Source organism: Bradyrhizobium sp. SZCCT0231, assembly GCF_018130245.1.
GTDB classification, from domain to species: Bacteria; Pseudomonadota; Alphaproteobacteria; order Rhizobiales; family Xanthobacteraceae; genus Bradyrhizobium; species Bradyrhizobium japonicum_F.
This window is the reverse complement of the sequence record NZ_JAFCKP010000001.1, coordinates 1,583,898-1,605,968: the sequence shown is the minus strand read 5'-3', so window position 1 is coordinate 1,605,968 and position 22,071 is coordinate 1,583,898. Positions and strand designations below refer to the sequence as shown.

Here is a 22,071-nt window from a genome sequence, read left to right as displayed (position 1 = left end):
CCCTCGCACCGCGCCAAACTCACTCAAGCCAACCGAAAGGCCTTGACTCGCAAATCCCCATATGAGGGTGGGCAAAGGCGCGCTCTTCGCGCGTCGTGCCCACCATCTCTCCACGTTGCGACAGACGTGGTGGGCACGCTTCCGCTTTGCCCACCCTACGATCTACGATTCCGTCAATGCACGGCGGTGAAGAACCGCGCGAGCCTGAACCCGGACAGCCAGGTCCACACCGGCTGGCCGCGCATGCCGAGATCCCAGGAGCCGAGCACCGCATCCGCACGGCCGATCAGATTGTCGATCGGCAACAGGCCGACGCCGCCGGAGCGCAGCGGCACGCGGCTGTCGGCGGAATTGTCGCGGTTGTCGCCGAGCACGAAGAGATGGCCTGATGGCACCGTCACCTCGGGCGTGTTGTCGAGCGGACCGCTGTCGCGCATCTTGAAGATCAGATGCGAGACGCCGTTCGGCAGCGTCTCGACATAGCGGTAGGCGGGCTCGCTGCCGCCATGGTCGTCCTCGGCGGCGCCGATGCCATCGGGCTTCAGCTCGGCGGGGCGGTCGTTGATGAAGAGCTGGCCCTGCCGCATCTGGATGCGGTCGCCGGGCAGACCCACGACGCGCTTGACCCAGGCCTGCGAGCGATCGCCGGGCCAGCGGAACACGACGACGTCGCCGAGCTTCGGCGTCTCCGCGAAGACGCGGCCGCTCTCGGGCAGGCTGATCTGAATCGGCAGCGACGAGGTGCCGTAGCCATAGGGGAATTTCGAGGCGAGCAGCGCATCCCCGATCAGCAGCGTCGGCTCCATCGAGCCCGACGGCACGTAGAACGGCTCGGCGAGCGCGCCCTTGGCGATGAAGACCGCGGCGACGATGCCGGCGAGCTGCACGAGTTGCCCACCCCAGCCGCTGCTTTTCCGCTTCGGGGTGACAGTTGCCTTCTCAACGCTCATGCGCCCGTTCCACCCACCGTGATACGCTCCATCAGCAGCGACGGCTGGCCGACGCCGACAGGCACGCCCTGACCGTTCTTGCCGCAGGTTCCGATGCCGGTATCGAGCGCAAGGTCGTTGCCGATCATGCGGATGCGATGCAGGTCGGTCGGCCCGTTGCCGATCAGCATGGCGCCCTTCAGCGGCGCACCCAGCTTGCCGTTCTCGATCTTGTAGGCCTCGGTGCACTGGAACACGTATTTGCCCGAGGTGATGTCGACCTGGCCGCCGCCGAAATTCGCGGCGAACACGCCGTTCTTCACCGAGGCGAGGATCTCGGCCGGATCGCGGTCGCCCGCGAGCATGTAGGTGTTGGTCATGCGCGGCATCGGCACATGGGCATAACCCTGGCGGCGGCCGTTGCCGGTCGGCTTCATGTTCATCAGCCGTGCGTTCTGGCGGTCCTGCATGTAGCCGACGAGGATGCCGTCCTCGATCAGCACGGTGCGATTGGTCGGCGTGCCCTCGTCGTCGATCGAGAGCGAGCCACGGCGCGAGGCCATGGTGCCGTCATCGACCACGGTGACGCCCTTGGCCGCGACCTGCTGGCCCATCAGGCCCGCAAATGCGGACGTCTTCTTGCGGTTGAAGTCGCCCTCGAGGCCATGGCCGACCGCTTCATGCAACATCACGCCGGGCCAGCCGGCGCCGAGCACGACGTCCATCTCGCCGGCGGGGGCGGGAATCGATTCCAGGTTGACGAGCGCCTCGCGCAGGGCGCCGTCGGCGGCCTCGCGCCAGCTCCTGCTCTCGATGAATTCGGCATAGCCGGCACGGCCGCCATAGCCCTTGCTGCCGCTCTCCTGGCGGTCGCCCTGGCCGGCGACGACGGAAATGTTGACGCGCACCAGCGGGCGGATGTCGCGATAGCTCTCGCCGTCGGGCCGCAGGATTTCAACCACCTGCCAGGTCGCGCCCAGGCTGACGCTGACCTGCCGCACCCGCGGATCCTTGTCGCGCAGGTAAGCGTCGATCTCGGCGAGCAGTTTTACTTTTGTCTCGAAGCCCGGGGCATCCAGCGGATTGTCGTCGCCATAGAGCCGCACATTGGTGTGTGGGGGCGGCGCGGCGAAGCTGCCGGAGTAACCGCCCCGCACGGCGGCGACGGCGTCGGCGGCGCGAATCAGCGCCGGCAGCGAGACGTCGGAGGAATGCGCATAACCGACCGCGTCGTCCTTGACGGCGCGCAGGCCGAAGCCCTGCGAGGTGTCATAGGTCGCCTGCTTCAGCCGCCCATTGTCGAACATCAGCGCTTCGGTCTGGCTGTACTCCAGGAACAGCTCGCCATCGTCGGCACCGGAAAGTCCGCGCGCGACCTCGTGGCGAACCTGGTCGCGGTCGAGATTGGCGCGGTCGAGCAGGGAGGTTGTGGCAGGGTTTGTCATGCGTCCGTCCATTAGCGGAAGATGTGGGGCAAGATAATGGTTTCGGACCGGTTCCGCGAGAGGCGGGGCGTCACATTACGGAAACAACATGATTGAAATCATTGTCATATCCGAAGTGCAGATCGAAAGCTTTGGTCCATCACCGTCATCCTGAGGCGCTCGCCTTGCAAAGCAAGGCGAGCCTCGAAGGACGACGGCCCGGCTGGCAGCTCGGCCGTTCATCCTTCGAGGCTCAGCTCGCGATGCTTCGCATCGCAGGCTTCGCGCCTCAGGATGACGGGATTGGCAGCGTAGCGTGGTGTTCGAAAAACCCCTACGGCAGCTTGTCATAGCCCTCGCCGAGCCCGTTCAGGCTGAGCGGGAAGCCGATGCCTTCTTCGGGGGTCTCGAAGATGATGAAGGTCGCGGTCTTGGCGCTGCGGAGCTGGCCGAGCAGCTTGTCTTCGAGGACGACCTCGGCGACGCAGCCGTTGGGGAGGCAGCGGACGAAGCCGGCGCGGCCGACGTCCTGGTTGTCGAGCTTGAGGCCGAGGCCCGAGGGCAACAGGACCCCGAGCGGGGCGACCACGCGCATCAGGCGGCTCTTCTGGTCGGCGGTCTTGAGCACGATCACGGTCAGGCCGGCATTGGAGCGGTCTTCGGCCACCACGCTCTGGATCAGGGCGCATTGCTCGGTCTGGGCGCCCGGCGGAGTGTCGCAGCGGATCTGCCAGTCGCCATGGACGGACCGTACCGCGCCCTGCGCATGGGCGAGGCCCGGAAGCGCCAGCAGGACGATCGCAGCCACGAGGGCGGCCAGCGCCGGGAGGCCGTTCGCCGGCCTTGCCATCGATCTCGAAAGCTCCATCGGGTCGGTCCCTCTGCTCGCCTGGGTCGCTCGCGCTTGGCGGACTGATCTGGCGGACTGATACGGAAATGACGGCGCCTTGAAGGCGATTCCCAAGCAAATTCCGCGCCGCCCACACCGCCATTGCCCGCACGAATCAGGCTCCTGCGCGGCTGTCTGCCAGTGCCTACCGCGGGCAATTCCGCTGTCAAGCCGCAGCATCCCGGGAAACGGTATTTTTGTCTGATGTTACTGGGAAATATCTTGCCGGTGATCGCTGGCAGACCAGGCTCAAGACTGCATTGCGATAGATCAAGAATTATGGTTTGAGAGGCTTGATTTCGCGTTCTAGCGATCTGGCCCCAATTCCTCTTAGAGGTATTCTTGCGTGGCGGTTTGTCGGACTGGCGGATCGAATAAGCGTTTCCCGGAAACAGGGGAGCGCACTTGGGGTGATTTCGTAAGGGGAGCGCGAACGGCATGAGGATGTCGATGGGTCGGGTGGGCCGGCAATTGCTGGGATTGGCCACCATCGCCTTGGTGGCGGCTGGCGTCACGCTGGCGACGGGTGGTGCGGCATTCGCCGAGCTCGGGCAGCCGGCGCCGTGGGAGTGGACGCTCCAGCAGTCCGGTTCCCCGGTGATGGACAATATCGTCTGGTTCCACAATTTCCTGTTCGTGCTGATCACCCTGATCACGCTGTTCGTCCTGGCGCTGCTTGTGATCGTGGTCATCAAGTTCAACGCGAAGGCCAATCCGGTGCCGTCGCGGACCACCCACAACACGCTGATCGAGGTGGCCTGGACGCTCGTTCCGGTGCTGATCCTGGTCGGCGTCTCGGTGCCGTCGTTCCGGCTTCTGTTCCTGGAGCTCGACGTGCCGAAGGCGGATCTGACCATCAAGGCGACCGGCAAGCAGTGGTACTGGTCCTATGCCTATCCGGATAACGGCAAGTTCGAGTTCGACTCGCTGATGGCGCAGGACAAGCAGCCTCGCCTGCTCGGCGTCGACAACGAGATGGTGGTGCCGGTCAACAAGGTGATTCGCGTCCAGACCACCGGCGCCGACGTCATCCACGCCTTCGCGGTGCCGGCTTTCGGCATCAAGATCGACGCCATTCCGGGCCGTCTGAACGAGACCTGGTTCAAGGCCACCAAGACCGGCATGTACTACGGTCAGTGCTCGGAACTGTGCGGCAAGGATCACGCTTTCATGCCGATCGCCGTGCGTGTCGTGAGCGACCAGGAGTTCGCCTCCTGGGTCGAGGCGGCGAAGAAGAAATATGCGAGCGGCGGCACCAGCACCTACGCCTCCGCGGCCGGCCCGACGCAGTAAGCGTCGGGTGACGGCTTGAGGGACTGAAAGCGATAAAAGGGCGGGACCTCCAAAGGTCCGAATGGGACGCAAGGCAGGATTTGAAAATGGCAACGAGCGCAGCGGCACACGGCGATCACGCGCATCATGACGAGCATGCCCATCCGACCGGATGGCGGCGCTACGTCTATTCGACCAACCACAAGGACATCGGCACGATGTACCTGGTCTTCGCGGTCATCGCCGGCATCATCGGTGCCGCGATGTCGATCGCGATCCGGGCCGAGCTGATGTACCCGGGCGTGCAGGTCTTCCACGAGACCCACACCTACAACGTCTTCGTGACCTCGCACGGCCTGATCATGATCTTCTTCATGGTCATGCCCGCGATGATCGGCGGCTTCGGCAACTGGTTCGTGCCGCTGATGATCGGCGCGCCCGACATGGCGTTCCCGCGCATGAACAACATCTCGTTCTGGCTGCTGCCGGCGTCCTTCGCGCTGCTCTTGATGTCGACCTTCGTCGAGGGCGAGCCGGGCGCCAACGGCGTCGGTGCCGGCTGGACCATGTACGTGCCGCTGTCGAGCTCCGGCCATCCGGGCCCGGCCGTCGATTTCGCGATCCTGTCGCTGCACCTGGCGGGCGCCTCGTCGATCCTCGGCGCCATCAACTTCATCACCACCATCTTCAACATGCGCGCGCCGGGCATGACCCTGCACAAGATGCCGCTGTTCGTGTGGTCGATCCTGGTGACGGTGTTCCTGCTGCTGTTGTCGCTGCCGGTGCTCGCCGGTGCGATCACCATGCTGCTCACCGACCGCAATTTCGGCACGACGTTCTTCGCGCCCGACGGCGGCGGCGACCCCGTGCTGTTCCAGCATCTGTTCTGGTTCTTCGGTCACCCCGAGGTGTACATCCTGATCCTGCCCGGCTTCGGCATGATCAGCCAGATCGTCTCGACCTTCTCGCGCAAGCCCGTGTTCGGCTATCTCGGCATGGCCTACGCCATGGTCGCGATCGGCGGCATCGGCTTCGTCGTGTGGGCGCACCACATGTACACGGTCGGCATGTCCTCGGCGACGCAGGCCTACTTCGTCGCGGCCACGATGGTCATCGCCGTTCCGACCGGCGTGAAGATCTTCTCCTGGGTCGCCACGATGTGGGGCGGCTCGATCGAATTCCGCGCCCCGATGATCTGGGCGGTGGGCTTCATCTTCCTGTTCACGATCGGCGGCGTCACCGGCGTCGTGCTGGCGAACGCGGGTGTCGATCGCGTGCTCCAGGAGACCTACTACGTCGTCGCGCACTTCCATTACGTGCTGTCGCTCGGTGCGGTGTTCGCGATCTTCGCGGGCTGGTACTACTGGTTCCCGAAGATGTCGGGCTACATGTACAATGAGACGTTGGCGAAGGCGCACTTCTGGGTCACCTTCATCGGCGTCAACCTGGTGTTCTTCCCGCAGCACTTCCTCGGCCTGTCCGGCATGCCGCGCCGTTACGTCGACTATCCCGACGCGTTCGCGGGCTGGAACCTGGTCTCCTCGCTCGGCTCCTACATCTCCGGCTTCGGCGTCCTGATCTTCCTCTACTGCGTGATCGACGCCTTCATGAAGAAGGTGCCGGCGGGCGCCAATCCGTGGGGTGCGGGTGCGACCACGCTGGAATGGACGCTGTCCTCGCCGCCGCCCTTCCACCAGTTCGAAGTGCTGCCCCGCGTACAGTGATCGATCTCCCGCGGCGCCCGTGACGGGCGCCGCGGCTCTATAACGAAGCGAGTTGAATTAAGTGTCCGTCCTCGACCACCACGCTGCCGACATCAATCCCCGCATCTCCGAAGCGGAGGTGGCCGACTACATCGCGTTGCTCAAGCCGCGGGTGATGTCGCTGGTGATCTTCACCGCGCTGGTCGGGATGGCGATGGCGCCCGGGCATTTCCACCCCGTGCTGGCCATCACCTCGCTGCTCTGCATTGCGGTCGGCGCCGGCGCCTCCGGGGCACTCAACATGGCGCTCGAAGGCGACATCGACGCCAAGATGTCGCGCACGGCGAACCGGCCGATCCCGCGCGGCCGCATCACGAGCCCTGAAGCCATGGCGTTCGGCATGACGCTCGCCTTCTTCTCGGTGATGACGCTCGGCATCCTCGTCAACTGGGTCGCGGGCGCACTGCTCGCCTTCACCATCTTCTTCTACGTCGTGATCTACACGATGTGGCTGAAGCGCTGGACCGCGCAGAACATCGTGATCGGCGGCGCGGCCGGCGCGCTACCGCCGGTGGTGGCCTGGGCCTCGGTGACGGGCACGGTCGATGTCGAGCCGCTGCTGCTGTTTGCCATCATCTTCTTCTGGACCCCGCCGCATTTCTGGGCGCTGGCGCTGTTCCGCTCCGACGACTACGCGCGTGCCGGCATTCCGATGCTGCCCAACGTCGCCGGTCCCGACGCGACGCGGCTGCAGATCCTGCTTTACACCATCGTGCTGATCGCGGTTGCCGCTGCGCCCTGGGCGCTCGGCTATTTCGACGCGGTCTACGGCATCGTCTCGCTGATCCTCGGCGCCGGCATGCTGGTGCTCGCGATCAACGTCTATATGCGCCGCGAACGCAGCCAGTCGCTGCGCGCAACCCGCAAGCTGTTTGCCTTCTCGATCCTGTATCTGTTCGCGCTGTTCGCGACCCTGCTGGCCGAGGTCGTGTATCGGGCGCTTGCTCCGATGGCAGGGGGCGCATGATCGCAGCGATGGCCGACAAACGCGAGCCAGATGGAATCGTCCTCACCGAGGCGCAACGGAAGAGCCGTCGTCAGCGCTCCATTGCCATCGCCTTGGCGCTCGGCGTCCTCGTGGTGCTGTTCTTCGCCGTCACCATGGTCAAGGGGCCGGCAGTACTCGTGCGGCCGATGTAGGAAACATGGATCACGAGCCGACCATATCGCGGGACGTCAGCGCCAAGCCGGGCAAGGGCCGCGGGCTGGGTCGGGATGTGGTGGTTGCTTCCATCTGCGGCGGCGTGGTCGCGCTGATGGTCGGGGCCTCCTACGCGGCGGTGCCGTTCTACAACTGGTTCTGCCGCGCCACCGGCTTCAACGGCACGACGCAGGTTGCAACCTCGGCGCCGGCCACTGGCCCGATCGCGCGGAAGATCTCGGTGCGCTTCGATTCCAACGTCGCGCCCGGGCTGCCCTGGAAGTTCGAGCCGGAGCAGAGCGAGATCGAGGTCAATATCGGCCAGGTCGTGACTGTCTTCTACACCGTGACCAATCAGGCCGCGCGAACCACTGCGGGCCAGGCCGCCTACAACGTCGCGCCGCTGACGGTCGGCTCCTACTTCCAGAAGATCAACTGCTTCTGCTTCACCGAGCAGACCATGGCGCCCGGCGAGAAGCGCGAGATGCCGGTCGTGTTCTACGTCGATCCCTCGATCGCCGAGGACCGCGAGAACGACGGGCTGAACACGATCACGCTGTCCTACACGTTCTATCCGGTGCGCGATCCGGTGGTGAAGCCGCTCGCCGCCAGCGAGGACGACAAGCGCAAGGGAAATCTTTGACCGCCGGGCTGACGCTCAGGCGGTTGGAAACAAGGGGATAAGTGCCTGATAGGCACGGGATTGAGGAGAGAGACGGAAATGGCCACGGCGCACACCAAGCATCACGACTATCACCTGGTCGATCCCTCTCCCTGGCCGGCCGTCGGCTCGCTTTCGGCTTTCATCATGGCGGTCGGCGCGATCGCCTGGATGCACCACATGTTCTCCGCGGCGCCGATCGTGTTCGGCGTCGGCACCGTGGGCGTGCTCTACACCATGGCGAGCTGGTGGGGCGACGTGATCAAGGAAGCTCAGTACAAGGGCGACCATACCCGCGTCGTGCAGCTGCATCACCGCTACGGCATGATCCTGTTCATCGCCTCCGAGGTGATGTTCTTCGTCGCCTGGTTCTGGGCTTATTTCAACGCGGCGCTGTTTCCGGCCGACGCCGTCCACGCCACCCGCGATGCGGTGTTCGGCTGCGGCCTCGGCACCCAGCCCGGTGCCTGCGCGGTCCCCGGCACCTGGCCGCCGAAGGGCATCGAGACTTTCGATCCCTGGCATCTGCCGCTGCTGAACACACTGATCCTGCTGACGTCAGGCACCACCGTGACCTGGGCGCACCATGCGCTGCTCGAGAACGATCGCCAGGGCCTGAAATACGGCCTGATCCTCACCGTCGTGCTCGGCGCGCTCTTCACCTGCGTGCAGGCCTATGAGTACAGCCACGCGGCGTTCTCCTTTGCCGGCAACGTCTACGGCGCGACCTTCTTCATGGCGACCGGCTTTCACGGCTTCCACGTGCTGGTCGGCACGATCTTCCTGCTGGTCTGCCTGGTCCGCGCCTATGCCGGCCATTTTACGCCGAAGCAGCATCTCGGCTTCGAATTCGCCGCCTGGTACTGGCACTTCGTCGACGTGGTCTGGCTGTTCCTGTTCCTCTGCATCTACGTCTGGGGACGTGGCGCCGAGACCATGGCCCACGCCGCACACTGAGCCGTATCGAGCCGATCAGAAAGGGCGGCCGCAGGGCCGCCCTTTCGCTTTCCGGCCGCCGGAAGTTCGGCGGAAACTGTGATAGGGTCCGCCATCATGAACGACACCGCCAGCAATCCCCAGCCCGAAACCACCGTCCTGCAAAGCGCGATGCGCGGGCTTGCCTGCAAATGCCCGCGCTGCGGCCAGGGCAAGCTCTATGCGGGCTTCCTGACGCTCGCGCCCGCTTGCGACCGTTGCGGCCTCGACTACGCCTTCATCGATACCGGCGACGGTCCGGCGATCTTCATCATCATGCTGGCCGGCGGCATCGTTGTTGCGTGCGCACTCATCGTCGAAGTCAAATACCAGCCGCCATACTGGCTTCATGCCGTGCTCTGGCTGCCGCTGATTCTCGCCACCACGCTGTTGCCGCTGCGGGCGATGAAATCGCTGCTGATCGCGCTGCAGTTCCACCACAAGGCGGCGCCGGGCCGGTTGGTCGATCGCTCGAAATGAACGAGCCTGCGCGCAAGGCCCGCGTGGCCGGCTTCGCGCTGTTCACGCTGTTCCTGACGGCTGCGTTCGTCGCGCTCGGTGTCTGGCAGTTGCAGCGCCGGACAGCCAAGCACGAGCTCATTGCGGCACTCACCGAACGGCTTGCGGCGCCGCCGACGGCGCTGCCGCCGTCCGCGCAATGGGCCGCGCTGAATCCTGTCCGCGATGAATTCCGCCGCGTCAGCTTCACCGCGACCTATGCAGCCCTGCCCGATGCGATGGTCTATTCCTCCGGCTCCGCGGTGCGCAAGGACGCCTCCGGCCCGGGCACCTGGGCATTCCTGCCGGCCCGGCTTCCCGGCGGCGAGACGGTCGTGATCGATGCGGGCTTCGTCGAGAACACGATGCAGGACCGCGGTGTCGAGGATCGCGCGGTGAAGAAGCTCGTCACGGGCCAACCGGTGGCGTTCACCGGCTATCTGCGCTTTCCCGAGGCGCCAGGCTGGCTGACGCCGGCGGAGAATCGCGACAAGCGGCTCTGGTTCGTGCGCGATCATCTGAGAATCGCAAGCGCGCTCGGCTGGGACGCGGTTGCGCCGTTCTATATCGACCTCGAGCAGCCCGCGCCCGCGAACGGCATTCCGCGTCCGGGCCCGCTCGCGGTGAATCTGAAGGACGACCACCTGCAATATGCTGTTACCTGGTTCACGCTTGCAGGCGCTGTGCTGATCGCCTTCGCCGTGTGGGCAAGAGGCCGGCGGCAGAGCTGAACTCATGCAGATAGTTCGATGGAATCCGGTATTGTCCGGGGTATATTATTCAGCGCAGATTCACGAGTGTGGTCCTAAGCCGTCGGTGTTGTCGGCGGCAGACAGGATTGCGGCGTGAGCGATTTCGACCAGATGGGAATTATCGTTGATTGGGTGGACGCCTGCCGGAAGGGCGACCTCGCGACACTGCTCGAACTCTATGCGGACGATGCGCAGCTCGAATGCACGTGTAACGGCACGCGGCGCTACCGCGGCCGGAGCGAGATCGAGGCCTATTGGCAGCCGCGGCTCAGCGCCTTCTCGTCGGCAGGTTTCGGTCTGGAGGAGATCCATCCCGCGCCCCACGGCATCGATCTCGAATATTCCGTCGCCGGCGCACTGCGCATTCAGGCCTCGTTCCGCTTCGGCCTGGATGGCAAGATCCACAGCACGCTGTGCGAACCGGCGCGACAGAACGCGCATGATGGCTGCGCGTGCTAGCCTGATGCTGGCGCGTCCCGCGTCGTCCGTGCCGGAAGGCGGCAGCGCACGTAGGTTCGTTCATCCACGCGCAACAGGGACAGCGATCCGCTGAGTGCACGCACGCGCTCCTGCATGCCGGTCAGGCCCCGGCCGAAGATGTTGCCCGCAGGAAAACCGCCGCCATCGTCGGAGATCTCGACGATGAGCGTCTCGCCGGCGACGGTCGCCTGCACGTGGGCGGTGCTGGCCTTGGCATGGCGGAGCACGTTGGTCAGTGCCTCCTGGATCACCCGATACACGGTCTGAGCCAACGGCCCGTCGATCACGTTCAGATCGGCATCGATCGTGTCTGTCAGGACGATATGCGGTGCCTGCTTGCGAAAGTTCCGGAGCAGGGTCTGCACGCTGGTCCAAAGGCCCAGTTCCTCGATATAAAGCGGCCGCAGCCGGTCGAGAATCCGGCGGCTGGTCTGCTGGAGTGCCTCGACCGATCGCAGCAGATCCTGTGCCGAATTGCCGAGATTTCCCACCGGCTGAGAGGCCTCGACCAGCGCGATCGTGCCGGCGCGGATGCTGAACAGCAGCGGTCCGAGCTCGTCGTGCAGTTCGCGGGCGAGATCGCGCCGCTCGTCGTCCTGGAGCGACACCAGGCGGTGCATCAGATCGCGATTGTCCTGGCTCAATTGCGCCAGCGTCGCGACCAGCGCATTCGCCTCCTCGCAGCCTTGCCGAATTTCCGGCGGACCCCCGACCGGAATCGGCCTAGTGTAGTCGCCCCGTCGTATTCGCGTGAGACCTTCGCCGAGATCTTGCAGGGGGCGCAGGACAGATCCGGCCAGGACATAGGCGATCGTGCCGGTAAGAACCATCAGCACGGCAACCAGGCTGGTCAGCGCGAGAAAGCCGATCCATTTCTCGAACAGATCGGCCGACATGTCCGGCAGGAATACGATGTCGCCGATACGCCTGCCGTCGATCATCACCGGGGATGCCGCCTCGATGTCGGGGATGGCGAGAAGGTCGATGAACCATTGCGGCACGCCATGCGGCTTGCGCAGGTCGTCCTTCGTCGACGGCGTGGGACCTGCTTCCACGGCACGGAATTGGATGTCCGAGGAGCTGTCCAAAGAACGGACAAAGGCGTCGAGCGTCTGCCGTGGATTGACCGATGCGCTCAGGGTGTTGTTGAGCGCGGCGGCGATGGCCTCTGTCGAACGCCGTCGCGGCTCGTTCTCCTCCGCCAATTGGCCGGTCGCGAACATCTGGAGCAGCACGCCACCCAGGATCAGCGCCGCGAGAAAGCTGGCGCCGAGCGGAAGAAACAGTTGCGTCCTGAACGAAAGTCGTTGCCACATTAGGTCAATTCTAACGCGCATCGGCGGGATTTTCTCTTTCCATTTGTTCCCGCCGGTCTATGAGTCGAAGAACAAGAGGGTGCGCGATGCAAGATACCGCCAAGCTGGCGACCAGGGTCCTGATCGTCGACGACCATCCCGTGGTGCTGTCGGGTTGCCGCACCCTGTTCGCTTCCGACCACTCAATTCGCATTGACGAAGCGACCGATGCCAAATCCGGACATCGCGCTTATGTCAGCAAGCGGCCCGACGTCACCGTGATCGACATCAGCCTGCCCGACGTCTCCGGCTTCGAGCTGATGCGACGCATCCGCAAGGACGATCCCGGCGCCAAGATCATCATGTTCAGCATGAACGAAGATCCGGCCTTCGTGGTGCGGGCCGTCGAGCTTGGGGCGCAGGGCTATGTCTCCAAGGGCGATGATCCCAGGATCCTGCTGAAAGCGGTGCGCAAGGTGGTCGCGGGCGACAATTTCATCTCGCCGCAGCTTGCGGAGGCCGTGACGTTTTCCGGCGCGGCGATCAAGGCCAATCCGGCCTCGCAGATGACGCCGCGGGAGCTCGAAATTCTCCGCCTGCTTGGACGCGGCGACAAGATCGTCGAGGTCGCCGAGGCGCTCGGCATCTCCTACAAGACGGTCGCCAACACCACATCCCTGCTCAAGCAGAAGCTGGGCGCCAAGAACCACTCCGACCTGATCCGGATCGCAGTGGAAATCGGGATGAATTGACCCTCCGCCAGCGACCGAACCGGCTGCTCCAGGATGCAGCGGTTCGGTCGACGGATCGACGCCGCCGTTGGCCGGGCAATGCATGGGCAACGGGCTGACAGCCGTCCGCGGGCACAATGGGCCGAGGCTGCCTTCGTTCCTGCAGCGGCCGATATTTCGGGAAAAAGCGGCATTTGGCGGCAGCGCTTGGCCGCCTTGCAAGAGGAGGGGGCCGGAAGTGGATCGGGAAGAACAGGAACATTTTTCGGCACTCGCGGTTTTGTCCCTTGACGATTTCGTGACAGGCGACGAAAGCTTGCCGGAACAGTTTTGACGGGTCCGCGACCCCGACGAGGCAAACCGGTCTGCACACAACGACAGACCTTCCAAGAGAAGGGCTGCGGCAATGCCGCAGCCCTTTTTCATTGGGCGAGGGGTGAGCCGGAAGCGGTTTCCCGATGCCGCAAAACACTCTATGGTGGCTCAAAGCCTCTGGCTGTTAACAAGTAATTTCGTAAAATCAAAGGCTTAAGGGGTGAGTTTCGACTTGCCCCGCCTTTGGAGGGCAGTTTGACTCGTTATATCTCGACCCGGGGCGAGGCCCCCGAACTCGGCTTCTGTGACGTGATGCTGACCGGGCTTGCCCGTGACGGTGGCCTGTATGTGCCGGCGACGTGGCCGCAGCTCCCGACCGAGGCGATCGCCGGCTTCTTCGGCCGGCCCTATTGGGAGGTCGCGGTCGATGTGATTCGTCCCTTCGCCGGCGGCGAGATCTCGGACGCCGAGCTCGGCCGCATGGCGAACGAGGCCTATGCCACCTTCCGCCATCCCGCGGTGGTGCCGCTGCGCCAGATGTCGCCGCATCAGTTCGTGCTCGAGCTGTTCCACGGTCCGACGCTCGCCTTCAAGGACGTGGCGATGCAGCTGATCTCGCGGCTGATGGACCACGTGCTCGAAAAGCGCGGCCAGCGCACCACCATCGTGGTCGCGACATCGGGCGATACCGGCGGCGCCGCGGTCGAAGCCTTTGCCGGACTCGAGAATGTGGACCTCATCGTGCTGTTTCCGCACGGCCGCATCTCCGAGGTGCAGCAACGGATGATGACGACGACGGGAGCGGCCAATGTGCACGCGCTCGCCATCGAGGGCACGTTCGATGATTGCCAGGCGCTCGTGAAGGGGATGTTCAACAACCATCGCTTCCGCGATGCGACCTCGCTGTCCGGCGTCAATTCCATCAACTGGGCGCGCATCGTCGCCCAGGTGGTCTACTATTTCACCTCCGCCGTCGCCGTCGGTGCGCCGGCGCGCGCGGTCGATTTCGTCGTGCCGACAGGCAATTTCGGCGACATCTTCGCCGGCTATGTCGCCAAGCGCATGGGGCTGCCGGTGCGCACCCTGCGCATCGCAGCCAACGTCAACGACATCCTGGCGCGCACGCTGAAGACTGGAATTTACGAGGTGCGCGAGGTGCACGCGACGGCGTCGCCGTCGATGGACATCCAGATCTCCTCGAATTTCGAGCGACTGCTGTTCGAGGCAAGCCGGCGCGACGCAGCAGGCGTGCGCCGTCTGATGGAGTCGCTGAAGCAGTCCGGACGTTTCGTGCTGCCCGATGCGACGCTCGCCGCGATCCGCGAGGAGTTCGATGCCGGGCGCGCCGACGAGACCGAGACTGCGGCTGCGATCCGCGCCGCCTGGCGCGAAGCAGGCGAACTGGTCGATCCTCATACGGCCGTGGCGCTCGCCGTCGCGGACCGCGACACCACCGACACGAGGGTGCCGAGCATCGTGCTCTCCACCGCCCATCCGGCCAAATTCCCCGACGCTGTCGAGGCGGCCTGCGGCCAGCGGCCGCAACTGCCGGCTTGGCTCGACGGCTTGATGACCAAATCCGAACACATGAGGGTGATGAAGAACGAGCAGGCCGAGGTCGAGCGGTTCGTGCTGTCGGTCAGCCGCGCCGCAAAGCAGGGAGTTGCCGGATGAGCGTCGAGATGTCCAAGCTTGCCTCCGGCCTGACCGTCGTCACCGACGAGATGCCTCATCTCGAAACTGCGGCGCTCGGCGTCTGGGCCGGCGTCGGCGGACGCGACGAAAAGCCCAACGAGCACGGCATCTCGCATCTGCTCGAGCACATGGCGTTCAAGGGCACGACGAAGCGCTCTTCGCGCGAGATCGTCGAGGAGATCGAGGCGGTCGGCGGCGACCTCAATGCCGGCACCTCGACCGAGACCACGTCCTATTACGCGCGGGTGCTGAGGGCCGACGTGCCGCTCGCGCTCGATGTGCTCGCCGACATCCTCGCCAATCCCGCCTTCGAGCCCGACGAGCTGGAGCGCGAGAAGAGCGTCATCGTGCAGGAGATCGGTGCCGCGCAGGATACGCCCGACGACGTCGTGTTCGAGCATCTGAACGAGCTTTGCTACCCCGACCAGCCGATGGGCCGCTCGCTGCTCGGCACGGCGAAGACGCTGCGCGCCTTCAACCGGGACATGCTGCGTGGCTACCTCTCGACGCATTATCGCGGGCCCGACATGGTGGTGGCGGCGGCCGGCGCGGTTGATCACAAGCAGGTCGTCGCCGAGGTCGAGAGACGCTTTGCCAGTTTCGAGGGGACGCCGGGGCCGAAGCCGCAGACCGCTCAGTTCGGTAAGGGCGGCGCCAAGGTGGTGCATCGCGAGCTCGAGCAGGCGCATCTGACGCTGGCGCTGGAAGGCGTGCCGCAGACCGACGCGTCGCTGTTCTCGCTCCAGGTCTTCACCAACATCCTCGGCGGCGGAATGTCGTCGCGCCTGTTCCAGGAGGTGCGCGAAAAGCGCGGCCTCTGCTATTCCATCTATACCTTCCACGCGCCCTACACCGATACCGGCTTCTTCGGCCTCTACACCGGCACCGATCCGGCCGACGCGCCGGAGATGATGGAGGTCGTGGTCGACATCATGAATGATTCGGTGGAGACTCTGACCGAGGCCGAGATCGCCCGGGCCAAGGCGCAGATGAAGGCGGGTCTCCTGATGGCAATGGAGAGCTGCTCCTCCCGTGCCGAGCAGCTCGCCCGGCATGTGCTCGCCTATGGGCGGCCGCAGACGGCGCAGGAACTGGTGGCCCGGATCGACGCCGTGAGCGTCGAATCGACGCGGGACGCGGCGCGTGCCCTGCTGTCGCGGAGCCGGCCCGCCGTTGTCGCACTGGGCAGTGGCAGGGGTCTGGACACGGCGGTATCTTTTGCGGAAGGATTGACCCGGGCGCGCGCCAAGGCGCGGTTGCATTAGGAGCCGCGCTACAGCGAGGTCGCCCCGGAAAGCATCACCATGGCCCTCTTTCGCCTGCCATCAAGTGGACCCGCCGCCCTCGCGCCGCGCGGCAACGGGCTGTTGCTGCGCGCGCCGCAAATGTCGGACTTCCTGCAATGGGCTCATTTGCGCGAAACCAGCCGCGACTATCTCACGCCTTGGGAGCCGATCTGGCCGTCTGACGATCTCACCCGGTCCGGCTTCCGCCGCCGCCTGCGCCGCTATTCCGAGGACATTGCCGCGGACCGTTCCTATCCCTTCCTGATCTTCCGAGAGCTCGACGGCGCCCTGGTCGGCGGCATCACGCTGGCCAATGTCCGGCGTGGCATCGTGCAGGCCGGCACCATCGGCTACTGGGTCGGCCAGCCTCATGCCCATCGCGGCTACATGACGGCAGCGCTGCGGGTGCTGCTGCCGACGCTGTTCGGCGAGCTCAACCTGCACCGGGTCGAGGCCGCCTGCATCCCGACCAATGCGCCGTCGATCCGGGTGCTGGAGAAGTGCGGCTTCTCCCGCGAGGGCCTGGCTCGCCGTTATCTCTGCATCAATGGGATCTGGCAGGATCACCTGCTGTTCGGCCTGCTGCACGAGGATTTCCGCGGCTGAGCAGCCATCCTCGTGCGGCCAAGGTCTCGATGGTCCCGCCTTGTTTGCTGTCCTATTCGCTTGCGTTATTGGCCTGCCTTATTGGCTTGCCTTATTAACCTGCCTTGGGTTCGCCGATTTTGGCGATATAACGGCGCGGGCCGGCCGGCGGATCGGTCCGGATGTTGTGATGGAGTATGGGTGTCGATGGTGAAGGAGCTTCGGTCATCGCGGACGACGTTGCGGCGTGGGACGGCGGTCGCGTTGGCGTTGTCAGTTGCGCTCGCGTCCGTCTCGCCGGCGGCGGCTCAGTCCTTGAGCGACCGCTTCAAGAGCCTGTTCGGCGGCAAGCCGGACGAGCCGGCCCAGCCCAATCCGGCGCCCGCAACCGGCCAGCCAGCCGAAGACGACATCGATTGCCCGCAGGTCACCGTGCGCTCCGGCGCCTCCACCTATGCGGTCGGTGCGACCGGCAAGCCGGCCGTCGGTAGCGACATCCGCTTCCAGGCAACGATCACCAAGATGGCGCGCGAATGCGCCCGGAGCGGCGGCGATATCACCGCCCGGATCGGCATCCAGGGCCGCGTCATCGCAGGTCCCGCCGGCGCGCCTGCGACCGTCGAGGTGCCCTTGCGTATTGCGGTGGTGCAGGGCGGCGTCGGCGAAAAGGTCATCGCCTCGAAGGCCTACCGGACGACGGTGGCGATGTCGGATGGCGGCAGTGTGCCCTTCACTTTCATTGCCGAGGATCTGGCCTATCCCGTGCCCTCAGCCGCGGTCGCCGATTCCTACATCTTCTACGTCGGCTTCGATCCGCAGGCGCTCTCGCCCGAGCCGAAGGGGCGGAAGAAGAAGTAGGGTGAGGTCTTGCGGCAATCTCAGCTGTCATTGCCCGCGAAGGCGGGCAATCCAGTATTCCAGAGGCCGCGCTGCTTGAACCGAGACGCCCGCGGCGTACTGGATCACCCGCCCCAGTGCGCAAGTGCGCACAAGGCGGGTGATGACACCGCGATTGTGGATGCTGTTACCCGACAAACAAAAAAGCCGGCGCTGATCGCGCCGGCTTTTTGATTGGTGCGGGCCGAAGTCTCAGTTCAGCTTCTGCCGAACCTCGTTGATGCCCTTGGCGAGCAGGTCGTCGGCGACCTGGCCCTTGACCGACTGCGACAGGATCGTCGAGGCGGCCTGGACGGCGGCTTCCGCGGCGGCGGCGCGGACATCGGCCAGTGCCTGGGCCTCGGCGAGCGCGATCTTGCTCTCCGCGGTCTTGGTGCGGCGGGCGACGAAGTCCTCCATCTTCGCCTTGGCGTCGGCAGCGATGCGCTCGGCTTCGGCCTTGGCGTTGGCGATGATGTCGGCAGCCTCGCGCTCGGCCGTGGCACTGCGCGCCTTGTAGTCGGCGAGCACCTTGGCCGCCTCCAGCTTGAGGCGCGCGGCGTCGTCGAGCTCGGCCTTGATGCGGGCGGCGCGATGATCCAGCGCGGTGATCGCCGACTTGAAGACCCCGAGATAGCCGAACACGACCATCAGGATCACGAAGGCGACGGCGACCCAGGTTTCAGGATCGAAAAACATCTCGACTAACCCTTCAAGGACGCGTCAACGGCGGCATTGACCGACGCGGCATCCGGTATGACGCCGGTGAGCTGCTGCACGATCTGGCCTGCGGCATCGGCCGCGATGCCGCGGACGTTGCTCATGGCGGTCGTGCGGGTCGAGGCGATGGTCTTCTCCGCCTCAGCGAGCTTGGCCGCCAACTGCCCTTCCAGCGCCTTGCGTTCGGCGTCCGCCTGCGCATTCGCCTTGTCGCGGGATTCGTTGCCGATCGCCTGTGCACGCGTGCGCGCCGAAGCGAGCTCGCTTTCATAGGCCTTCAGCGCGGCCTCGGACTGGTCCTTCAGCGCCTGCGCCTCAGTGAGGTCACCCTCGATCTTGTTCTGGCGCGCTTCGATCGCACCGCCGACCTTCGGCAGAGCGAGCTTGGACACGATCACATAAAGCACGACGAAGAAGATCGCGAGCGACACCAGCTGCGAAGCAAAGGTGCTGCTCTCGAACGGCGGAAAGCCGCCACCGTGGTGACCACCGTCAGCCTCGGTGTGAGCGCCCGCCGCCGGACCTTTTGCGCCGCCATGACTCTCAGCCATGGAGTACTCCCGTTGCTGTCACGCGCCGCTTCGGATGAAGCGGCGCGAAAAGAAGTCGTTCTCAGAAAACGAACAGCAGAAGCAGCGCAATCAGCAGCGAGAAGATGCCGAGCGCTTCGGTCACGGCGAAGCCGAAGATCAGGTTGCCGAACTGGCCCTGAGCGGCCGAGGGGTTGCGTACGGCTGCGGCGAGGTAGTTGCCGAAGATCACGCCCACGCCGACGCCCGCACCGCCCATGCCGATGCACGCGATGCCCGCGCCGATAAGTTTTGCTGCTGCCGGATCCATTTTAGACTCCTTGGAAGAAAGATGGGGTTGTGGGTGGAAATTCCCCGGACCGCTCAGTGTCCCGGATGAATGGCGTCGTTGAGGTAGATGCAGGTCAGGATCGCAAACACATAGGCTTGCAGGAACGCGACCAGAATCTCGAGGGCGTACAGCGCGACCGTGAGCGCCAGCGGCAGCACGCCGCCAACCCAGCCGATGGTGCCGAGCGAGAAGCCGAGCATGGCGACGAAGCCTGCGAACACCTTCAGCGCGATGTGGCCGGCCAGCATGTTGGCGAACAGACGAATGCTGTGCGAGACCGGCCGCAGGAAGAATGACAGGACCTCGATGAACATGACCAGCGGCAGGACGTAGCCGGGGACGCCGTGAGGAACGAAAATCGAGAAGAATTTCAGGCCGTTCTTGGCGACGCCGTAGATCAGCACGGTGAAGAAGACCAGCAGCGCCAGCCCTGCGGTGACGATCAGGTGGCTCGACACCGTGAAGGTGTAGGGGATGATGCCGACCAGGTTCGAGACGCAGATGAACATGAACAGCGAGAAGATCAGCGGGAAGAACTTCATGCCTTCCGCGCCGGCCGTCGAACGGATGGTGCTGGCCACGAATTCGTAGGAGATCTCGGCGACCGACTGCAGGCGTCCGGGAACCAGCCGCGTGCCGCTGGCCAGCATCAGGATCGAGATGATCGCCACCGCCACCAGCATGTAGAGCGACGAATTGGTGAAGGCGATCGTGTGATTGCCGATATGGCCCAGGGTGAAGAGAGGCTCGATGTTGAACTGGTGGATCGGGTCGATTTTCATCAGCGCGGCATCTCTTGGTCTGCCGGGCGATGCCGGCTGGTCTCGGTCTGCCGGCCGGGCCGGCCCGTACCGGCAAGGCCGGCACGATCATTCCTCTCCTGTGCGGACCGACTTACGAGCCACCGCGCCTGTTTTGACCCGCGCCCGCCGATCTCACCACATTCACCACGCCGGCCACGAAGCCCAGCAGCAGGAACACGATAAATCCGAAGGGCGACGTCGACAGCAAGCGGTCGAACCCCCAGCCAATCCCCGCTCCGACAGCGACACCGGCGACCAACTCGGAGGATAACCGAAAACCAAGCGCCATCGCCGAGGCTCTGGCCGCTCTGTCCTCACCGTCACCTGCGGGTTGCTCGGTCTTGATCCGGCGGTCGCGAAATTCGGACAACCGCTGATCGAGATTTCCGAGCCGTTCGGAAAGCGCAGCTTCCTCGGACGATCTATCGCGATCTCCATTCTCACCGTGTCCCGTGCTCTGTGCCATGCGACAAAGACCCGAAACGCTGCGGCCAAATGGAAATTACGCCCGCCACCCTCAAAAGCCGCGCGGACCATACTGATGGCCCATAATCAAGTCAAGCCAAGTCACGATTGCGTCGCTTTCAGTCAAGTATTTGATTTATATTATGATATTGGCGCACGCGGCAGCGCTGCACACAGCGTGACGCCGCACCGCAGCAGGTCTACTCACGATCGGCGGATACAGCTGTCCTTTCGCCACACTGCCGGGATCAAAGAAGCCATCGCGTTCGTTTATTTCAGGGGCGGGTTTTTGGCGGCGGATTGCCCGATGGGGGTGTAGAATTGCCTGGAAGCCGCAGCAGCGCCCTGGCGGAGACAGCGATGAGACCAGCGATGTCATCCACAACATCATGGCTAGCGGCGGCTGCCGCGGTGGTGATCGTCGGCGGCGGCCTCGTGGCTGCGCAATCGGCGCCCGACGGCGAAAATGGTCGCTACAGCATGACACCCATCCCCGAGGGCGTGCTGCGGCTCGACACTCGCACCGGCACGGTATCGACCTGCACCAAGAACGGCGCCGGCTGGGCCTGCTACGCGGTGCCTGACGAGCGGACCGCACTCGACGCCGAGATCGGCAGGCTCCAGGCCGAGGTCGAGAGGCTGAAGGGGCAGCTCGCGGCGGGGCCGACGGTGTCGGGCAAGATCGACGAGGCGCTGCCGAAATCCGACCAGCTGAAGAAAGCCGAGCCGAAGGTCGCCGAGGGCGAACGCAAGATCGAGATCCCGCTGCCGAGCGACCAGGACGTCGATCGCGTGATGTCGTTCCTGGAGAAGGCTTGGCGGCGGCTGATCGACATGGCCAACCGCGTGCAGAAGGACGTGTCAGGGAAGATTTGACGGTCCCTTCGCGCGGTCAAGGCATTGAGCTCTTGTAGGGTGGGCAAAGGCGCTCTTGCGCCGTGCCCACCATGTTTCCACGATGACAAGAAGACGTGGGCACGGCGCTTTGCGCCTTTGCCCACTACGATAGCGTCCGGAGTTGAGGGATTTTTGATGGCATCAGGCAAATCCGTCACGCGTTCAGCGCCATCCTCGGTTCAGGCCACCACGATCGCATCGTCGCTGCTCACGGTGCAGACCCCCGGTCGCGGTTTCACCGACCTGACCAGCGAGGCAGCAAAATTCATCGCCGAGGCGCACGCGCGCGAGGGCGCGCTGACGCTGTTCATCCGCCACACCTCGGCCTCGCTGACGATTCAGGAGAACGCCGATCCCTCCGTGCTGGTCGATCTCACCACCGCACTGTCACGGGTCGCACCGGAGAACGCCGGGTGGACCCATGACACCGAGGGACCCGACGACATGCCGGCACACATCAAGACGATGGTGACGGGGACCTCGCTCCAGGTCCCGGTCCTGAACGGCAAGCTTGCGCTCGGCACCTGGCAGGCGATCTATCTGATCGAGCATCGCAGTCGCCCGCACAGCCGCGAGATCGTGCTGCAGTTCATCGGCAGCAATCAGTAAGCGCTCAAAACAAAACCGGCCGCGGAGACCGCGGCCGGTTCGTGTCGTCGATCGCTGCTAAAGCATGATCCGGAAAAGTGCGAAGCGGTTTTCCGGAAAGATCATGCGTAAACAACAACCTGAAGCGCGATGACGATTCATCCAAATCG

25 protein-coding genes are annotated in these 22,071 nt (G+C 64.7%); 16 read left to right on the top strand and 9 right to left on the bottom strand.

What is annotated here, in order from left to right; all coding sequences use genetic code 11:
* Positions 1-173 precede the first annotated feature (173 nt).
* The 3 genes from lepB to JQ566_RS07410 form a co-directional block, all read right to left on the bottom strand.
* Complete coding sequence (lepB, locus tag JQ566_RS07420; protein WP_212371400.1) at positions 174-950, bottom strand: signal peptidase I; 777 nt, start codon at positions 948-950, stop codon at positions 174-176.
* A complete protein-coding gene (tldD, locus tag JQ566_RS07415; RefSeq protein WP_212371398.1) occupies positions 947-2,374 on the bottom strand; it encodes a metalloprotease TldD in 1,428 nt (475 codons plus the stop codon). Before tldD ends, lepB begins: the two co-directional genes overlap by 4 nt.
* 313 nt (positions 2,375-2,687) lie before the next feature.
* Complete coding sequence (locus JQ566_RS07410) at positions 2,688-3,221, bottom strand: invasion associated locus B family protein (RefSeq protein ID WP_212371396.1); 534 nt, start codon at positions 3,219-3,221, stop codon at positions 2,688-2,690.
* A 459-nt stretch (positions 3,222-3,680) separates the two neighbouring features.
* On the opposite strand from JQ566_RS07410, the gene coxB reads away from it, so the two are divergent.
* The 9 genes from coxB (at position 3,681) to JQ566_RS07365 (ending at position 10,763) form a co-directional block, all read left to right on the top strand.
* Positions 3,681-4,535, top strand: a complete 855-nt coding sequence (gene coxB, locus JQ566_RS07405; protein ID WP_212371394.1) for a cytochrome c oxidase subunit II — start codon at positions 3,681-3,683, stop codon at positions 4,533-4,535.
* Positions 4,536-4,621: 86 nt separating this feature from the next.
* A complete protein-coding gene (ctaD, locus tag JQ566_RS07400) occupies positions 4,622-6,238 on the top strand; it encodes a cytochrome c oxidase subunit I (protein WP_212371392.1) in 1,617 nt (538 codons plus the stop codon).
* Between the two features lie 61 nt (positions 6,239-6,299).
* Complete coding sequence (locus tag JQ566_RS07395; RefSeq protein ID WP_212371390.1) at positions 6,300-7,244, top strand: heme o synthase; 945 nt, start codon at positions 6,300-6,302, stop codon at positions 7,242-7,244.
* Positions 7,241-7,417: a CoxF protein gene (locus JQ566_RS07390; protein ID WP_212371388.1), complete on the top strand. Its 177-nt coding sequence runs from the start codon at positions 7,241-7,243 to the stop codon at positions 7,415-7,417. Before JQ566_RS07395 ends, JQ566_RS07390 begins: the two co-directional genes overlap by 4 nt.
* A 5-nt stretch (positions 7,418-7,422) precedes the next feature.
* Entirely contained in the window at positions 7,423-8,061 is a 639-nt protein-coding gene (locus JQ566_RS07385) for a cytochrome c oxidase assembly protein (RefSeq protein WP_212371386.1), read from the top strand.
* Positions 8,062-8,139: 78 nt separating this feature from the next.
* Positions 8,140-9,036 (top strand): cytochrome c oxidase subunit 3, encoded by an 897-nt coding sequence (locus JQ566_RS07380; protein WP_212371384.1) that lies wholly within the window; start codon positions 8,140-8,142, stop codon positions 9,034-9,036.
* A 96-nt stretch (positions 9,037-9,132) separates the two neighbouring features.
* Entirely contained in the window at positions 9,133-9,534 is a 402-nt protein-coding gene (locus JQ566_RS07375; RefSeq protein ID WP_212371381.1) for a DUF983 domain-containing protein, read from the top strand.
* Complete coding sequence (locus JQ566_RS07370; RefSeq protein ID WP_212371379.1) at positions 9,531-10,283, top strand: SURF1 family protein; 753 nt, start codon at positions 9,531-9,533, stop codon at positions 10,281-10,283. Before JQ566_RS07375 ends, JQ566_RS07370 begins: the two co-directional genes overlap by 4 nt.
* A gap of 114 nt (positions 10,284-10,397) precedes the next feature.
* On the top strand, positions 10,398-10,763 hold the full coding sequence (locus JQ566_RS07365) for a nuclear transport factor 2 family protein (RefSeq protein ID WP_212371377.1): 366 nt from the start codon (positions 10,398-10,400) through the stop codon (positions 10,761-10,763).
* On the opposite strand, the gene JQ566_RS07360 is transcribed toward JQ566_RS07365, so the two are convergent.
* Entirely contained in the window at positions 10,760-12,100 is a 1,341-nt protein-coding gene (locus JQ566_RS07360; RefSeq protein WP_212371375.1) for an ATP-binding protein, read from the bottom strand. The genes JQ566_RS07365 and JQ566_RS07360 overlap by 4 nt on opposite strands.
* A gap of 86 nt (positions 12,101-12,186) precedes the next feature.
* Between JQ566_RS07360 and JQ566_RS07355 the strand changes: the two genes are divergently transcribed.
* The 5 genes from JQ566_RS07355 to JQ566_RS07335 all read left to right on the top strand — a co-directional run bounded on the left by JQ566_RS07355 (position 12,187) and on the right by JQ566_RS07335 (position 17,549).
* On the top strand, positions 12,187-12,831 hold the full coding sequence (locus tag JQ566_RS07355) for a response regulator transcription factor (RefSeq protein WP_212371373.1): 645 nt from the start codon (positions 12,187-12,189) through the stop codon (positions 12,829-12,831).
* Between the two features lie 549 nt (positions 12,832-13,380).
* Positions 13,381-14,799 carry a threonine synthase gene (gene thrC / locus JQ566_RS07350; protein WP_212371371.1) on the top strand — a complete coding sequence of 473 codons (1,419 nt, stop codon included), beginning with the start codon at positions 13,381-13,383 and terminating at the stop codon, positions 14,797-14,799.
* Positions 14,796-16,085 (top strand): M16 family metallopeptidase, encoded by a 1,290-nt coding sequence (locus tag JQ566_RS07345; protein WP_212371369.1) that lies wholly within the window; start codon positions 14,796-14,798, stop codon positions 16,083-16,085. Before thrC ends, JQ566_RS07345 begins: the two co-directional genes overlap by 4 nt.
* Positions 16,086-16,124: 39 nt before the next feature.
* Positions 16,125-16,712: a GNAT family N-acetyltransferase gene (locus tag JQ566_RS07340; RefSeq protein ID WP_212371366.1), complete on the top strand. Its 588-nt coding sequence runs from the start codon at positions 16,125-16,127 to the stop codon at positions 16,710-16,712.
* Positions 16,713-16,898: 186 nt separating this feature from the next.
* Positions 16,899-17,549: a hypothetical protein gene (locus tag JQ566_RS07335; RefSeq protein ID WP_212371534.1), complete on the top strand. Its 651-nt coding sequence runs from the start codon at positions 16,899-16,901 to the stop codon at positions 17,547-17,549.
* Between the two features lie 231 nt (positions 17,550-17,780).
* Here JQ566_RS07335 and JQ566_RS07330 read toward each other — a convergent pair whose 3' ends face one another.
* The 5 genes from JQ566_RS07330 to JQ566_RS07310 all read right to left on the bottom strand — a co-directional run bounded on the left by JQ566_RS07330 (position 17,781) and on the right by JQ566_RS07310 (position 20,417).
* Entirely contained in the window at positions 17,781-18,266 is a 486-nt protein-coding gene (locus JQ566_RS07330; protein ID WP_212371364.1) for a F0F1 ATP synthase subunit B family protein, read from the bottom strand.
* Between the two features lie 5 nt (positions 18,267-18,271).
* Positions 18,272-18,838 carry a F0F1 ATP synthase subunit B family protein gene (locus JQ566_RS07325; RefSeq protein WP_212371362.1) on the bottom strand — a complete coding sequence of 189 codons (567 nt, stop codon included), beginning with the start codon at positions 18,836-18,838 and terminating at the stop codon, positions 18,272-18,274.
* 61 nt (positions 18,839-18,899) lie between these two features.
* Complete coding sequence (locus JQ566_RS07320; RefSeq protein ID WP_018643436.1) at positions 18,900-19,127, bottom strand: F0F1 ATP synthase subunit C; 228 nt, start codon at positions 19,125-19,127, stop codon at positions 18,900-18,902.
* A 53-nt stretch (positions 19,128-19,180) separates the two neighbouring features.
* Entirely contained in the window at positions 19,181-19,930 is a 750-nt protein-coding gene (locus tag JQ566_RS07315; RefSeq protein WP_212371360.1) for a F0F1 ATP synthase subunit A, read from the bottom strand.
* Between the two features lie 112 nt (positions 19,931-20,042).
* Positions 20,043-20,417 (bottom strand): AtpZ/AtpI family protein, encoded by a 375-nt coding sequence (locus tag JQ566_RS07310; protein WP_183246108.1) that lies wholly within the window; start codon positions 20,415-20,417, stop codon positions 20,043-20,045.
* Positions 20,418-20,776: 359 nt separating this feature from the next.
* Between JQ566_RS07310 and JQ566_RS07305 the strand changes: the two genes are divergently transcribed.
* A complete protein-coding gene (locus tag JQ566_RS07305) occupies positions 20,777-21,292 on the top strand; it encodes a hypothetical protein (protein WP_212371357.1) in 516 nt (171 codons plus the stop codon).
* Positions 21,293-21,448: 156 nt separating this feature from the next.
* Positions 21,449-21,922: a secondary thiamine-phosphate synthase enzyme YjbQ gene (locus JQ566_RS07300; protein ID WP_212371355.1), complete on the top strand. Its 474-nt coding sequence runs from the start codon at positions 21,449-21,451 to the stop codon at positions 21,920-21,922.
* The last annotated feature ends 149 nt before the right edge of the window (positions 21,923-22,071 follow it).